Below are 14,985 nucleotides of genomic sequence, written 5' to 3' on the forward strand. Positions count from 1 at the left end.
TTCTTCAACCGAGGATGTACGCGATGTCCACCCCGACCCGTCTCGATGCCGCGCCCCGCGCGGCGCACGCTGCGGCCCGTCCGGCCGCCCATTCGATGCCCGATCGCCGGCTCGTGCTGCTGCTCGCGGCCGCCGCCGGTCTCGGCGTCGCGCCGCTCTACTACGCGCAGCCGATGCTCGGCGCGCTCGCACCCGATCTCGGCGCGTCGGCGCGCGCGATCGGCTTCGTGCCGACGCTCACGCAGCTCGGCTATGCGCTCGGCATCCTGCTGCTCGCGCCGCTCGGCGACCGCTTCGACCGGCGTCGCGTGATCGTGACCAAGGCCTCTGCGCTGGTCGTCGCGCTGCTGCTGGCCGCCGTCGCGCCGTCGCTCGGGCTGCTGCTCGCGGCGAGCTTCGCGATCGGCCTCGCCGCGACGATGGCGCAGGACGTCGTGCCGGCCGCCGCGACGCTCGCGCACGACATGCATCGCGGCCGCATCGTCGGTACGGTGATGACGGGATTGCTGCTCGGCATCCTGCTGTCGCGCGTCGTGGCCGGGTTCGTCGCCGAGACGGCCGGCTGGCGCGCGATGTTCGCGCTCGCGGCCACCAGTGTCGCCGCGATCGGCGCCGTGGCCGCACGCGGGCTGCCGCGCTTCGAGCCGACCACGCGGCTGCCGTATCGCGCGCTGATCGGCTCGCTCGGCGCGTTGTGGCGCGAGCATTCGGCACTGCGCCGCGCCGCCCTCGCGCAGGGGCTGCTGGCCGTCGGATTCAGCGCGTTCTGGTCGACCCTCGCGGTGATGCTGCACGGCGCGCCGTTCCACCTCGGCAGCGCGGCCGCCGGCGCCTTTGGCCTCGCGGGCGCCGCCGGCGCGCTGGCCGCGCCGATCGCCGGGCGCCTCGCCGACCATCACGGCCCCGAGCGCGTCACGCGGATCGGTATCGGCATCGCGACGGTGTCGTTCGCGTCGATGGCCGCCGCGCCGCTGATGTCGCCGCATGCGCAGCTCGTACTGCTCGCCGCCGCGACGATCGGCTTCGATCTCGGCGTGCAGGCCACGCTGATCGCGCACCAGTCGATCGTCTACCGAATCGACCCCGCGTCGCGCAGCCGCCTCAATGCGGTGCTGTTCGTCGGCATGTTCATCGGGATGGCGGCCGGCGCGGCGATCGGCAGTGCGTTGCTCGCGCAACTGGGCTGGAACGCGGTGACCGCGCTGGCCGTCGCGACGTCGCTCGCCGCGCTCGTCGTGCGGGTGTGGCGCAACTGACGTCGGGCATCGCGCAACACCGGCGGGCAAGCCCACGCGGCTTGCCCGTTTTTTTTATTTTTTGATCGGCGCGCATGACGCTGCGCCGCCCGGCAGATTCGCGCCGCGACAGCACGGCAATCGTTCATCCGGCACAAGGTCGGCACCGATCAGCCGAATTGCCCAGTTCACCCAAATATTTTTTCCGACATCCGTGCCCGCGCGCACGCAAACATCGGACGATTTGTCCCTGCCGCACCGCTCGGCGCTTCCCCATCCGTCCCCACCACGCTGCCCCGTTTTATCAGGGGAATCCCGGTATTTTTTCGCATTTTCTTCGAAATAACGGGTGACATACTTGCCCCCCGTTGCGCTCCGTGCGAGTGCGCTTTCCGATCCAGCCGGCCGCCCGTCATGCGCTGCGCGTCCGCCCGGGTCGCACAGGACATGAACAATTTCGACACCACGATCCAGATCTTCCTCACCCACGTAACGTTCGGCCCGTTGATGAATCACGCGATCCGCGTCATTGCGGGCCTCTACACATTCAAGGGCTTCGTGCTCATTCCCGTGCTGTGCTGGCTGTGGTTCCAACCCGGGCCGAACCGCGAGCGGCAACGCGAGCTGGTGGTCGCCACCGTCGCGAGCGGGCTCGTCGCGCTCGCCGTCGGCCGCGTGCTGGCGCAGGTGCTGCCGTTTCGCGTACGGCCGATCTACAACCCCGAGCTGCACCTGCACTTCCCGTCGGCCGGACTGCGCGCGGCGACGCTGCAGACCTGGAGTTCGTTTCCGAGCGATCACGCGATGCTGTGGATGGCGATCGCGACCGGCATCTTCATCATCGCGCGCCGCGCCGGCATCGTCGCGCTGCTGTATTCGGTCGTGTTCATCTGCCTGCCGCGCGCGTATCTCGGCTTTCACTATCCGACCGATCTGATCGCGGGCGCCGCGATCGGCATCGCGATCGCGTGGCTGCTGACGCGCGACGCGATCCGCTCGCGCTTCGCACCGCAGGTGCTGGAGATGATCCGGCGCTTCCCCGCACCCGCCTATACGCTCGCGTTCCTGCTGTGCTTCGAGTTGATCACGCAGTTCGACGAACTGCTGACGCTCGCGCAGTCGGCCACGCGCACGATGTGACGGGCGCACGCGCGATGCTGCCGCTGCTGCTGTCGTTCCGTCGCCCCGGCGCGCGCTGCCGGCCATGCGCGGCCGCCGCACGGCGGGCGACGGTCGCGCCCGTCAATCGCGATCGGGCGCGCCGAGCGGAAAGAACGAACGGTACGGCCGCGCCTCGTCGACCGCGCGCGCAAACGACGGCCGCGCGAGCAGACGCTTGCGGTACGCGATCACGTTCGCGAACGCCGGATCGATCCGGTGCGTCCAGTCCGCATAGAACAGGAACGGCGCCGCGCCGCAATCGGCGAGGCTGAAGCGGTCGCCGGCCGCCCATTCGCGATCGGCCATCGTCCTGTCGAGCCACGCATACGACGTGTCGAGCATCGCGCGCGCGTCGGCCACCCCGCGCGCATCGCGCTCGGCTTCCGGCCGCAGCGCATCGAACACGACCTTCTGCTGCGGCGTCGCCACGTAGTTGTCGAAGAAGCGGTCCATCGTCCGCACCTCGAGCGCGGCGCGCGGATCGTCGGGCAGCAGGCGCACGGGGCCCGGATGGTTCAGGCCGAGATACTCGATGATGATCGACGCCTCGATCACCGTGCGGCCCGCATCGACCAGCACCGGGAAGCGCTTCAGCGGCCACAGCCTGGTCAGTTCCTGCATCGGCTTCGGATCGTCGTGCGCGAGCACGCGATACTCGAACGGCGTGCCGTTCTCGTACAGCGCGGTCAGCACCTTCTGGCAGTAGGACGAAAACGGATGGGCGTAAAGCGTCGGCATCATCGTGGAGGCTCCCGGGGTTTCGCGCCGCGTCAGGCGGCGCCATATGATCGGATACCTTGACGACGCGCGGCGCCCGGCCGTTTCGACATCGGCCCGATATTTTTTTCGAGGAACCGCCTCGGTCGCTACGAGCGGCCGTCCATCACGACACGCCCCTCGGCGCGCCAGCGCAGCATCCCGCCGCCGAGATTCGCGACCGCGTCGAAGCCGGCCTTCTTCAGGATCACGGTGGCCTGCGCGGAACGCCCGCCGGCCCGGCACACGGTCACGACCGGCCGGTCGCGCGCGAGTTCGCCGGTGCGCGCGGCGAGTTCACCGAGCGGAATCGGCGTCGCGCCGGGCAGATGGCCGAGCGGGCCCGCGAATTCGTCCGGTTCGCGCACGTCGACGACCTGCACGGTCGGCAGATGATCCTCGAGCCATTGCGGATCGATTTCCCAGAAGCCGGCGAACGTATAGACGAGCGGCGCCCAGTCGGCAGCCGCCTGCGCGTCGGGCGCGTTCGCGGCGACGCCGCACTGCAGGTTCGCCGGCACCGCGACGTCGATCTGGCGCGGATGCGCAAGCCCGAGGTTGCGCATGTAGCCGGCGAAATCGTCTTCGCTGAGATCGCCGCCGAGGCGCGGGTTGAAGCGCCGCTCCTCGCCGACGCTCGTCACCGTGAGCCCGCGATAGTCGTGCGCCGGATACAACAGGCATGTGGCCGGCAGCGTGAAGAGCCGGCCGTGCACCGCGCGATACAGCGCGCGTGGGTCGCCCTGCTGGAAGTCGGTGCGGCCGGTGCCGCGGATCAGCAGGCAATCGCCGGTGAACGCCATCGATTCGTCGTCGAGCACGAGGCTGATGCAGCCGCTCGTGTGGCCGGGCGTCGCGCGCACCGTCAGGTAGCGCGCGCCGAACGCGCAGCGGTCGCCGTCGTTCAGGTAGCGGTCGGCGCCTTGCGCGCCGCTCGCCGCCGAGATCGCGATCGCGCTGCCCGTGCGCTGCTTCAACAGCCACGCGCCCGTCACGTGATCGGCATGCACGTGCGTGTCGACGGTCGCGACGAGCCGCAGCCCGAGTTCGTCGAGCAGCGCCGCGTCGCGGCGCACCTGCTCGAACACGGGATCGATCAGCAGCGCTTCGCGCGATGCGCTGTCGGCGAGCAGATATGTATACGTCGACGATTGCGGGTCGAAAAGTTGCCGGAAGATCATTGCTCTGTTGCTCCGTCGCGTGTTCTTCGGTGGGGTGTCGTCGGATCGGCGTGCTGCATATCGTCGTCGGGCACCGGCGTCGGCATGACCGCATCGCCGCCGCGCGAGCGGCATCGCGCCCATTCAGACAGCGTAGATCAAAATGCCCGCGCCGCCGCGCCGCGCATCCCCTACGGCAACCGATTCCATCGACGAATCTCGTACCGCGGGACGATTCGCCGCGCCGGAACGGCGGCCCACGCTGCCTTACACTACCGCCTGTTCTCGTCCCCGATCACAGGAATGCCCCCGACATGTCGATGACGATCGATCCGAAGCAAGCCGCCGCGCTGCTGGCCGTCGCCGACACCGGCAGCTTCGAGCAGGCAGCCGTGCGCCTGCACGTGACCGCGTCCGCCGTCACGCAGCGGGTCCGCGCGCTGGAAGCGAGCCTCGGCACGCCGCTCGTGCTGCGCACGCGGCCGTGCCGCCCGACGGTGGCCGGGCAGCGCGTGCTGCAGCACCTGCGCCGCGTCGCGCTGCTGCAGGCCGACCTGCAAAGCACGCTCGCGGCCGAGCGCGAATCGCCGATCTCGGTCACGATCGCACTCAATTCCGACAGCCTCGGCACGTGGTTCCTGCCGGCACTGACGTCCGTGCTCGCGGGCGAGCGGATCCTGTTCGAGCTGATCGTCGAGGATCAGGATCACACGTTCGCGTTGCTCGAAAGCGGGATGGCGGTCGGCTGCGTGACGACCGAGCCGAAGCCGATGCGCGGCTGCATCGCGACGCCGCTCGGCACGATGCGCTACCGGCTGCTCGCGGCCGCCGCGTTCGCGGTGCGCTGGTTTCCGCGCGGGCTGAACCGCACGAGCGCGCGCCACGCGCCCGTCGTCGCGTATTCGCGGCGCGACACGCTGCAATCGTCATTCCTGAAGGAGAAGTTCGGGTTGCCCGAAGGCGCGTACCCATGCCACTACGTGCCGGGCACCCATTCGCACTTCGCGGCGGTGCGGCACGGGCTCGGCTACGCGATGGTGCCGGAGCCGCTGATCGGCGCCGCGCCGCTCGATGCGCAGGGGCTCGTCGATCTCGCGCCCGCGCATCCGACCGACGTCACGCTGTACTGGCACGCGTGGACCGTGCAGTCGCCGACGATGGCGTCGCTGTCCGCGCGGGTGGTCGAAGCGGCGCGCCGGCTGCTCGCGCCGTTGCCGTGACGCGCCGGCGGGCGCGAACTGGCGCGGGCGATCGACGCTGCGGGCGCGGTACGCACGACGACGAGAAAGTCGGCCACGCCGCCTATACTTCTCGCATCGGCCTCGCGAACGCGCCGCGCGGCCGATCATCCAGGTCCGGCCGTTCCCTTTCATGTGAGGAGAACATCATGTCCCGCCGCTATATCGATTGCCGCGAGTTTCCCAGCGCGATGCATTGCTCGGTCGCGATTTCCGCCGACTCCGACAACGAACTGCTGGAGGCCGCCGTTCAGCACGCGGTGTCGGTCCACCAGCACACCGACAGCGCCGAACTGCGCACGCAGCTGAAATCGCTGTTTCACGACGGCACGCCGCCCGCCGACATGCCGCGGCAAGCTTGATCCGCCGTCACTGCAACGATCGACGGACCACGCGCCGCGTCACCCCTTCCTGTGTTGCGTCATGCCGCGCCGGCCCGTCGCCGGCCGGCGCGTTCCGCTTCATGCGCGACGCTGCGCGAAATACGCGCCGACCGCGCCGACAAAGGTATCGATGTCCGCGCGCGACACGTCGCAATGCGTGACGAAGCGCGACGCATACAGCATCTGCGTGAGGATCCCGCGTTCCTTCAGCCACGCCTCGAGCGGCGCGCAATCGGCTTCGGGGAATTGCGCGAACACCATGTTCGTCGCATGCGACAGCACCTTCACCGAATCGATGCGCGCGAGACCGGCCGCGAGATGCGCGGCATTCGCGTGATCGTCCGCGAGCCGCTCGACGTTGTGATCGAGCGCATACAGGCATGCCGCCGCCAGAATGCCCGACTGACGCATCCCGCCACCCAGCACCTTGCGCCAGCGCTGCGCGCGCTCGATCAGCGCACGGCTGCCGACCAGCACCGAGCCGACCGGCGCACCGAGCCCTTTCGAGAAGCAGATCGACACGGTGTCGAACGGCGCGCACAGCTCGGCGATCGGGCGATCCGATGCGACGGCCGCGTTGCAGACCCGCGCGCCGTCGAGGTGCGTGGATAGCCCGCGGCTGCGCGCGAGCGCGACCGCTTCGTGCACATAGCCTTCCGGCAACACCTGGCCGCCGATCGTGTTTTCGAGCGCGAGCAGGCGCGTGCGCGCAAAGTGATTGTCGAGCGGCTTGATCGCCGCGGCGATCTTCGCGAGCGGCAGCGTGCCGTCCGGCGCGTTCTCGATCGGTTGCGGCTGGATGCTGCCAAGCACGGCCGCGCCGCCGCCTTCGTACTTGTAGGTGTGCGCGAGCTGGCCGACGATGTACTCGTCGCCGCGCTCGCAGTGCGACATCAGCGCGGCGAGGTTGCTCTGCGTGCCGCTCGGGAAAAACAGGCCGGCCTCCTTGCCGGTCCGCTCGGCCGTCACCGCCTGCAGGCGCAGGACGGTCGGGTCGTCGCCCCACACGTCGTCGCCGGTTTCGGCGGCGGTCATGGCGGCCAGCATCGCCTGGCTCGGACGTGTCACGGTATCGCTGCGTAAATCGATCATCGCTGTGCCCTGGGTAAACGCGAGCCGGAACCGAGGCGCCCGGCCCTGCCGAAACGAGACTGAGAGTGTACGCAATTCGCGCGGCGCGTGCCGGCCGTCGCCGCGCACCGCGATGCCGCACGCGCGGCGTCGTTCCAATGACGCGACGCGCCATATTGACGCACGTGCGGCAGACCGCCACGCCGCGGCCGCAGGCGTCGCGAACGGCCTTCTTGATACGAATCAACGATTTATCCGGAAATCGCGCGCGACGGGCTGGACATCTGCGACGAGTTGGCGCATTTCGCGGTGCAACATCGCAGCCCATACTCCAGCCAACCCCGACGCCTGTCCGCCGGGGTCCGCCGGCACCCGCCGGCGGGTATCGTCAGCCTCGGTCATCTGGTATGGACACCGCACTCTCGGCCCTCGATCTGGCCCGCCTGCAATTCGCGTTCACCGTCTCCTTTCACATCGTCTTTCCGGCGCTGAGCATCGGCCTCGCCAGCTTCATCGCCGTGCTCGAATATCGCTGGCTCAAGACCGGCAAGCAGTACTACAAGACGCTCTGCCTGTTCTGGTCGAAGATCTTCGCGGTCGCGTTCGGGATGGGCGTCGTCTCCGGCGTCGTGATGAGCTATCAGTTCGGCACCAACTGGTCGGGCTTCTCGAGCTTCGCCGGCGCCGTCACCGGCCCGCTGCTGATGTACGAGGTCATGACCGCGTTCTTCCTCGAAGCCGGCTTCCTCGGCATCATGCTGTTCGGCTGGAACCGCGTGAGCCCGCGCGCGCACTTCGGCGCGACGCTGATGGTCGCGATCGGCACGCTGATCTCGACGTTCTGGATTCTCGCGTCGAACAGCTGGATGCAGACGCCGCAGGGCTTCGAGATCGTCGACGGCCGCGTCGTGCCGACCGACTGGTTCGCGATCATCTTCAACCCGTCGTTCCCGTACCGCCTGTTCCACATGGCGATCGCCGCGTTCATCGTCGCCGCGCTGGTGGTGGCCGCGACCGGCGCGTGGCACCTGCTGAAGGGCCGCCGCGACAAGGGCGTGAAGAAGATGTTCTCGATGGCCCTGTGGCTGCTGCTCGTACTCGCACCGCTGCAGGCCGTGATCGGCGACCAGCACGGCATCAACACGCTGAAGCACCAGCCCGCGAAGATCGCCGCGATCGAAGGGCTGTGGGAAACCGAAAAGGGCGGCACCGCGCTGAACCTGTTCGGCATTCCGGACATGCAGGCGGAAACGACCCGCTACGCGGTGAAGGTGCCGCACCTCGGCAGCCTGATCCTCACGCACAGCTGGGACGGCGAGATCCGCGGGCTGAAGGACTTTCCGCCGCAAGACCGCCCGAATTCGACGGTCGTGTTCTGGAGCTTCCGGATCATGGTCGGCCTCGGCTTCGCGATGATCGGCCTCGCCGCGCTCGCGTGGCTGCTGCGCCGCCGCGGCCGCCTGTATGAATCGAAGTGGTTCCAGCGCTTCGCGCTCGTGATGGGCCCGACCGGTTTCGTGTCGCTGCTCGCGGGCTGGGTGACGACCGAGGCCGGCCGCCAGCCGTGGGTCGTGTATGGCGTGATGCGCACCGCGCAGGCCGTGTCGCCGCTGTCGGTGCAGCAGGTCAGCCTGTCGATGATGACGTTCGTGATCGTGTACTTCCTCGTGTTCGGCACCGGCGTGTACTACATGCTGAAGCTGATGAAGGCCGGCCCCGCGCTGCCCGACGTCAAGCACGACGATAAACCGGACACGCGCCCCGATCACACCGCGCGCCGCCCGATGTCGGCCGTCGACGAGCTGATCGAGACCGTCTGAGCCCACCCCATTCGCAAACGAGAAAACCTATGGACGTCACCGTAATCTGGGCCGCGATCATCGCATTGGGGCTCTTCATGTACGTCGTGCTCGACGGCTTCGACCTCGGCATCGGCATCGTCTTCCCGTTCTTCCCGGACGAAAAGGAACGCGACCTGATGATGAACACGGTCGCCCCCGTGTGGGACGGCAACGAGACGTGGCTCGTGCTCGGCGGCGCCGGGCTGTTCGCGGTGTTCCCGATCGTCTATTCGACCGTGCTGTCGGCGCTGTACCTGCCGCTGATCTTCATGCTGGTGTGCCTGATCTTCCGCGGCGTGTCGTTCGAGATCCGCGCGAAGGCCCGACGCACGAAGCAGCTGTGGGATCTCGCGTTCATCGGCGGCTCGGCCGGCGCGACGCTGTTCCAGGGCATCGCGCTCGGCGCGTTCCTGCAGGGCATCGACGTGAAGGACGGCGTGTACGCCGGCGGCGCGTTCGACTGGCTCACGCCGTTCAGCCTGCTGACGGGCCTCGGCCTGATCGTGACCTACGCACTGCTCGGCTGCTGCTGGCTCGTCGCGAAGACCGAAGGCGACCTGCAGCGCCGCCTGCATCGCGTCGTGTGGCCGCTGACCGTCGTGCTGCTCGGCTTCATCGCCGTGATCAGCCTGTGGACGCCCCTGCAGGATCCGGCCATCGCGCAGCGCTGGTTCGATTCGGGGCTGTTCTGGCGCCTGCTGCCGGTGCCGTTCCTGGTGGCCGCGTGCGCGGCGTGGATGCGTCGCGCGGTGCGCGACCGGCACGACATGACGCCGTTCGTGCTCGCGCTCGCGCTGGTGCTGCTCGGCTACGTCGGCCTGCTCGTCACGCTGTTCCCGTATGCGATTCCGCAGACGATGACGATCTGGGAAGCGGCGGCGCCGCGTTCGAGCCAGACCTTCACGCTGGTCGGCGCAGCGGTTATCCTCCCGATCATCATCGCCTACACGACGATGGGTTATTGGGTATTCCGAGGCAAGGTGCGTCATGAAGACCAGCATTACTACCACCACTGATTCCACCGCCGGCCAGCCCGGCGCGCCGCGGCCGCGGATGCGCGGCTGGATGTGGTTCGTCGTTCTGTGGGCGGGCGGCGTGATCGGCGCCGTCACGCTCGGCTATGCGTTCAAGATCTTCATGAACCTGACGCTGTTTGCGGTGAAGTAGGCCGAGCGGCCGCCCGGGTCGAACGATCGACCGGGCGGCCGTTTTGTCGTGGATGGCCGATTCCGGCAGGCTCGCAACGACGAATCCCGCCAGTCGGCCGGTGACGCGAGCCGCTCCCCTCCTACCCCCGCCCGCGCAACGCCGCCTCGATCTTGCGATCGGTCTTGTACTGGCTCAACGCATACACCGACCAGATCGCGGCCGGCAGCCACCCGATGATCGTGATTTGCAGGAGCAGACAGATGATCCCGGCGATCGGGCGGCCGATCGTGAAGAACTGGAACCACGGCAACAGCAGGGCAAGCAGCAGGCGCATGAACGATCCTCTCGGCGCGTCGTTGAACGGGAATGCGTGACGAATATGCCGGTGCATGCGCCGGAATTCAAGCCACGCACCGGGCATCGCGGCACGGTCGTCTACCCGGCGCCGCGTTCCTCTTCCGACGCGCCCGCGCGATGCCGCGGACACACCGCCGCCCCCGGCGCTGAACGCCCGATACCGAGCCCCGGCAGCAGGCGCGCGTTCTCGGCGACGACCGCCTGCAGCAGGTGCGGGTCTGCGTCGAGCAGCGCGAGGATCGTCGGCGCGACCTGCTTCGTGTCGACGAGCTCGTTTACCGGGCGCCGGCCCGTGCGGCCGGGATTTTTTTTCGGGTTGGCCCGCGACTATTGGCGTGGCATAAAGGGTTTTCCCTGACCCGGAGCACGAGTATGTCGACCCTGGAAGCCCTCCGGTTCGTGCTGGACGATGCACGTACCCCCGAAATCATTCGCCATCACGTCGTCGACGCGCTGCAGTACGCGTTGCGCAACCACGGACCGGTGTTCACCACGAAGGAAGTCGAATGGCTGACGCAGTGGGACGACGCGCGTCTGCCGCTGGCCGCGAGGAAGGAGCTGGACAAGCGCGAGCCGGCCGTCGCCAGCCGCTGAAAAAAAGCCGCCGCGCCCGGCGGGTGCGGGCGCGGCGGCGGATGACGGATGGTGGTAAGGCTTACTGCAGCCCGAAGTCGACGCGGGTCGTCGCGCCCTTGTCCGAGATGCCCTTCGCGTCGAGCTTCGGCGCGACGACGAACATGCGGCTCGAGTCGATCTTGCCGTCGAGATACTGACGCACGGCCTGCGCGCGCTGCTGCGCGAGCGCCCGCAGTGCGTTGTCGTCGGCCGGTGCGTGATCGGCGAGCGCCTGCTTCATGTCCGCATCGGGCAGCGTCTTCTGCAGGCCGACCAGATTACGCGGCTTCTTGAAATCGGCGGCCTTGTACGCGCGCGTCAGGTACTTCGAGTATTCGGCCTTGTCGACCTTCACCGACATCGGATCGACGCTCTCGCCCTGGCCGATCACGTCCTTCAGCTTTTGCTGGCGCACGAGCCGCTCGACGTACGCGTCGCGCAGCCCCGGCGTGTCCTGCGCCGGATCGACGCGGCCGATCAGGTCGAGACGGATCGACGGCTTCTCGGTCAGCATCTTCACGACGGTGTCGAGCTTCTTCTGCTGCGCGTCGGTCAACTGGTACGAGCCCGGCGCGAACTCGACATAGCCGAGATCCTCGCCGCCGCTGCCGCCGAACGCATTCGCGAGCAGCGTGAACGGCGACGTGACGGCCTTCGCGATCAGGTTCAGCACCGCGTGCCAGATCAGCCCGCCGACGCTGAATTCCGGATTCGACAGCGAGCCCGACACCGGCAGGTTCACGTCGATCTGGCCGCGCGTGTTCTTCAAGAGCGAGATCGCGAGCTTCACCGGCAGCTTCGTCGCCGTGTCGTTCTCGACGTGATCGCCGAACGTGAGCTGGTCGATGAAGATGTGGTTGTTCGCCGACAGCTGGTCGTTCGCAAGCTGGTAGTGCAGATCGACGTTGAGCTTGCCCTTCGTGATCGGATAGCCCGCGTACTTCGCCGAATACGGCGTCAGGTTGGTCAGCTCGATGTCGTGCGCGGTCGCCGTGAGGTCGAGCGCCGGCTTCTCGATCAGCGGGTTCACCGTGCCCTTGATCGAGATCGGCCCGTTGCCCGCGAGGTTCGCGGCGACGTCGACCGGCGCGGACGTCGTCGAATCGGTGCCGAACGCGCCGACCGTGCCCTTGATCGCGACGAGGTTCGCCGTGTAGTTCGGCTTGATGAAGTTGTCCGTGTACGTGACGCGTCCGTTCTGCAGCAGCAGTTCGCCGAAGTGCATCCGCACCGGGTTCTGCGGCTGCGGCGCGGCCTTCACGACCACCGTCGCCGACGCGGCGGCCGGCACGGACGCCTGCTGCGCGGCCGCGGCCGAGGCGGCCTGCGCGGCGGCCGGCGGCGTCACGCCCGGCGACAGCGGCACCGGCTCGCCCTTGCTCGCGTCTCGCGTGAGCGACTGCGCGGGGCCCGTCTCCTTCGCGACCACGTCCTTCAGGTTCAGCCGGCCCTGCGCGTCGAGCAGCACGCGGCCGTAGAAGTTCGAGAACGTCACGCGCGCGGCGTCGACGTCGGTGCCCTTCTCGTCGTAGCTCGCCTTCAGGTTCGACAGCGCGAGCGAGCGCCAGCCGGCGAACGGGTCGGACGTCGCCTTGTCGAGCATCCGCACGTCGACCAGCGCGACGTCGCCGCGATAGATCGCCCGCGGCGTGTCCTTCACCTGCGCGAACGTCAGGCTGCCCTGCGCGTTGAGCAGCGCGCTCGCGATCGTCGCGTTCAGCGCGCTGCCGAAGTACGGCTCGAACGCGGCCGCGTCGAGACGGTTGCCGTTGATCTTCAGGCCGAGCTTCAGCGGCTGCGCGGTCACGTCGCCCGTCACGTTCAGCGAACCCTTGCGATTCAGCGTCGCCTTCAGCTGCACGGGCAGCGGCTTCGTCAGGTCGTCGCTCACCTTCTGCACCGACAGCTCCAGCGGCTTGATCGCCAGCTTCACCGGGCGCGGCGTCGACAGGTCGGTGAAGTTCGCGGACGCGTCCTTCACGTTCAGCGCGTCGATCCGGTAGTGCCACGACGGCGCGGCGGCCTGCGCCTTGCGCGCGACCGTGCGCGGCGGCACCGCCGCCTGCGCGGGTTCGCCCAGCGCTGCGAGGTCGATCTTGCCGTCCTTCAGGCGCTTCACGTCGAGCGCGAGGCCAGTCGCGTCGACGCTCGCGATTTCCGCGGTGCGCGCGGCGACGTCGACCTTCGCGATCTTCGCGTTCGCGTCGGGCAGCACGATCGCGGGCGCCTTGTTGTCCGGCGCGGCGAGCTTCAGCGATTTCAGGCTGACCGTGCTGTCCGCGACTTCCGCGGCGAGCGGTGTCTTGCCCCAGTCGGTCTTCGCGTTGACGGTCGCGCCGAGCGTGCCGTCGAGCACGCGCGCGCGCGTCGCCTCGCCGAGGTACGGCTGCAGCGCCGGCAGCGCGAGCGCGGCGACCGTCAGCTTCGTGTCGGCCTGCTTCGCCGCGAGATTGAACGTCCCTTCGGCGTTCACGTCGCCGCCGCGCGACAGCGACGTCGACAGCGTGTATTTCGCCGGCGTCTTGCCCTGCAGCGTGAAGCCGTCGAGCGTCGCGGCGAGCTTCGTCAGCGACAGCGCGGTCGGCGTCGCCGGCACGCGGTCGTCGACGTTGATCGTGCCGCCGTCGATCGCGACGTGACGGATCGTCAGGTCGAGCGGCGGCGCTTCCTTCGCGGCGGCGCCTTCGGCCTTCGCGCCGCTGGCTGCGGCGACGGTCGCGCCGGAAGCCCCGGAAGCCGCGGACGCCCCGGCAACGGCGACGGCCGACGCGGCCGGCTTGCCGGCTTCGGCCTTCGGCACGGCGGCCGGTTGCGCGACGAGCTTCTCGACGTTCAGCACGCCCTGCTTGTCGCGCGACAGGTCGACCACCGGCTGGTCGAGCCGGATCTCGTCGAAATGCATCGCGTTGCGCAGCGGTTCCAGTCCGGTCGCCGCGACGTGCACGCCGCGCGCGGCGAACAGCGGCGCCGACGCGCGGTCGGTCACCTTCGCGTCGTTCAGGTCGACGGTGCCCGACACGCGCAACGCGGGCGTCTCGCCGCTCATCACGAAATTGACCGTGAGGTTGCTGCTCAGCAGGCCGCTCGTCACGGCCACCGGCAGCTTCGCCGGCACGTACGAGATCAGCTTCGGCACGTCGAGGCGGTCGAACTTCAGCGCGATCTCCGATTCGCGCGACTGCGCGAACGGCTTGGTCTTGCCGTCGATCGAGATCGGGCTGCCGTCGAAGCGCGCGCGCAGCTTCGGCTCGACGAAGATGTCGGTCTTCGAGGCCAGCGTCGCGATGTACGGAATGCCGAGCGTCCAGTTGTCGACCACGTGCTTTTCGTTCAGCAGGCGATCGTCGAAATCGATCCGGCCGTCGTTGACCTGGATGTTCGACACCGAGAACTGCGTCGGCTTGCTGTCGGGTGTCGGCGACGGCGACGAGAACTTCTCGATCAGGTCGGTGAAGTTGAAGCGCTGCGCGTCGTAGCGGACGACGTGAAAGCGCGGCGAGTCGAGCCGGATTTCGTTGACGATCGGCGCGCCGCGAAACAGCGACGACCACGACGGCCTCACGACGAGCTTGCCGATGTCGATGAAGTCGCCCTGGCCGCCGCGCTCGCCGAGATGAATGCCGTCGGCTTCGAGATTCAGCGTGTACGGGTTCAGCGCGATGCGCTGGATCGTGGCCGGCCGGTCCAGTTGCTTGCTCAACTGCTGTTCGGCGACATAGCGGATCAGCGGCGGCGCCGCGAAGAAGCCGAGCAGTCCGAACAAAACGACGAAGATCAGCAGGCCGATGCCGATACGCCGGGTCCGGCGCGAGCGTGCTACGCCACCGAGGGCATGGAGGGTCGAGGGTAGGGTTTCTTTGTCTGCGCTTGCCATGCTTGAATGCCTCGGGAATGGATGCCGGGCCGCACCGGACAAACCGGGCGGCCGCGCACGCTATCCCGAAAGTATAGGCTCAGGAGGTGACGGTACGGCGGTCGGGCGCCGCCGCCGCGCCCGCCGGTCGGACAACGGCGGCGGT

Annotated in this window: 14 protein-coding genes; 8 read left to right on the forward strand and 6 right to left on the reverse strand. The window is 68.5% G+C overall.

Translation table 11 applies throughout. The annotated features are described in order from the left end of the window. Nucleotides 1-23: 23 nt before the first annotated feature. Nucleotides 24-1,256: an MFS transporter gene (locus A9Z05_RS32355; RefSeq protein WP_069621744.1), complete on the forward strand. Its 1,233-nt coding sequence runs from the start codon at nt 24-26 to the stop codon at nt 1,254-1,256. A 54-nt stretch (nt 1,257-1,310) separates the two neighbouring features. Here A9Z05_RS32355 and A9Z05_RS36675 read toward each other — a convergent pair whose 3' ends face one another. Then, the gene (locus A9Z05_RS36675; protein ID WP_141723526.1) at nt 1,311-1,724 is read right to left on the reverse strand and encodes a hypothetical protein; all 414 of its coding nucleotides are present in this window, start codon (nt 1,722-1,724) and stop codon (nt 1,311-1,313) included. On the opposite strand from A9Z05_RS36675, the gene A9Z05_RS32360 reads away from it, so the two are divergent. Next, a complete protein-coding gene (locus A9Z05_RS32360) occupies nt 1,683-2,375 on the forward strand; it encodes a phosphatase PAP2 family protein (RefSeq protein WP_069621624.1) in 693 nt (230 codons plus the stop codon). The genes A9Z05_RS36675 and A9Z05_RS32360 overlap by 42 nt on opposite strands. A gap of 102 nt (nt 2,376-2,477) precedes the next feature. Here A9Z05_RS32360 and A9Z05_RS32365 read toward each other — a convergent pair whose 3' ends face one another. Together A9Z05_RS32365 and A9Z05_RS32370 are read right to left on the reverse strand one after the other, a co-directional pair. Next, the gene (locus A9Z05_RS32365) at nt 2,478-3,137 is read right to left on the reverse strand and encodes a glutathione S-transferase family protein (protein WP_069621625.1); all 660 of its coding nucleotides are present in this window, start codon (nt 3,135-3,137) and stop codon (nt 2,478-2,480) included. Nucleotides 3,138-3,262: 125 nt separating this feature from the next. After that, on the reverse strand, nt 3,263-4,333 hold the full coding sequence (locus tag A9Z05_RS32370) for a rhodanese-like domain-containing protein (RefSeq protein ID WP_069621626.1): 1,071 nt from the start codon (nt 4,331-4,333) through the stop codon (nt 3,263-3,265). A 293-nt stretch (nt 4,334-4,626) separates the two neighbouring features. Here A9Z05_RS32370 and A9Z05_RS32375 point away from each other — a divergent pair, with 293 nt between their 5' ends. Both A9Z05_RS32375 and A9Z05_RS32380 read left to right on the forward strand, forming a co-directional pair. Further along, nucleotides 4,627-5,532, forward strand: a complete 906-nt coding sequence (locus A9Z05_RS32375) for an HTH-type transcriptional regulator ArgP (protein WP_069621627.1) — start codon at nt 4,627-4,629, stop codon at nt 5,530-5,532. A 167-nt stretch (nt 5,533-5,699) separates the two neighbouring features. Beyond that, nucleotides 5,700-5,912, forward strand: a complete 213-nt coding sequence (locus A9Z05_RS32380) for a DUF1059 domain-containing protein (RefSeq protein ID WP_069621628.1) — start codon at nt 5,700-5,702, stop codon at nt 5,910-5,912. A 99-nt stretch (nt 5,913-6,011) separates the two neighbouring features. Here the strand turns inward: A9Z05_RS32380 and ltaE are convergent, their stop codons facing one another. Next, nucleotides 6,012-7,025: a low-specificity L-threonine aldolase gene (ltaE, locus tag A9Z05_RS32385; protein ID WP_069621629.1), complete on the reverse strand. Its 1,014-nt coding sequence runs from the start codon at nt 7,023-7,025 to the stop codon at nt 6,012-6,014. A 386-nt stretch (nt 7,026-7,411) separates the two neighbouring features. Between ltaE and A9Z05_RS32390 the strand changes: the two genes are divergently transcribed. Genes A9Z05_RS32390 through A9Z05_RS32400 form a run of 3 tightly spaced genes read left to right on the forward strand, consistent with a single transcriptional unit; the run spans nt 7,412 to nt 10,012 of the window. After that, nucleotides 7,412-8,824, forward strand: coding sequence for a cytochrome ubiquinol oxidase subunit I (locus A9Z05_RS32390; RefSeq protein ID WP_012339265.1), 1,413 nt, complete (start codon nt 7,412-7,414; stop codon nt 8,822-8,824). Nucleotides 8,825-8,853: 29 nt separating this feature from the next. Beyond that, on the forward strand, nt 8,854-9,861 hold the full coding sequence (gene cydB, locus A9Z05_RS32395; protein ID WP_069621630.1) for a cytochrome d ubiquinol oxidase subunit II: 1,008 nt from the start codon (nt 8,854-8,856) through the stop codon (nt 9,859-9,861). After that, nucleotides 9,833-10,012: a hypothetical protein gene (locus A9Z05_RS32400; protein WP_050012191.1), complete on the forward strand. Its 180-nt coding sequence runs from the start codon at nt 9,833-9,835 to the stop codon at nt 10,010-10,012. Before cydB ends, A9Z05_RS32400 begins: the two co-directional genes overlap by 29 nt. Nucleotides 10,013-10,133: 121 nt before the next feature. Here the strand turns inward: A9Z05_RS32400 and A9Z05_RS32405 are convergent, their stop codons facing one another. Beyond that, a complete protein-coding gene (locus A9Z05_RS32405; protein ID WP_069621745.1) occupies nt 10,134-10,328 on the reverse strand; it encodes a YqaE/Pmp3 family membrane protein in 195 nt (64 codons plus the stop codon). A 395-nt stretch (nt 10,329-10,723) separates the two neighbouring features. On the opposite strand from A9Z05_RS32405, the gene A9Z05_RS32410 reads away from it, so the two are divergent. Beyond that, entirely contained in the window at nt 10,724-10,945 is a 222-nt protein-coding gene (locus A9Z05_RS32410) for a hypothetical protein (protein ID WP_050012198.1), read from the forward strand. Nucleotides 10,946-11,006: 61 nt separating this feature from the next. Here the strand turns inward: A9Z05_RS32410 and A9Z05_RS32415 are convergent, their stop codons facing one another. Next, nucleotides 11,007-14,840 (reverse strand): DUF748 domain-containing protein, encoded by a 3,834-nt coding sequence (locus A9Z05_RS32415; protein ID WP_069621631.1) that lies wholly within the window; start codon nt 14,838-14,840, stop codon nt 11,007-11,009. Nucleotides 14,841-14,985 lie beyond the last annotated feature (145 nt).

It is taken from the genome of Burkholderia sp. A2 (assembly GCF_001729305.1).
GTDB lineage: Bacteria > Pseudomonadota > Gammaproteobacteria > Burkholderiales > Burkholderiaceae > Burkholderia > Burkholderia sola.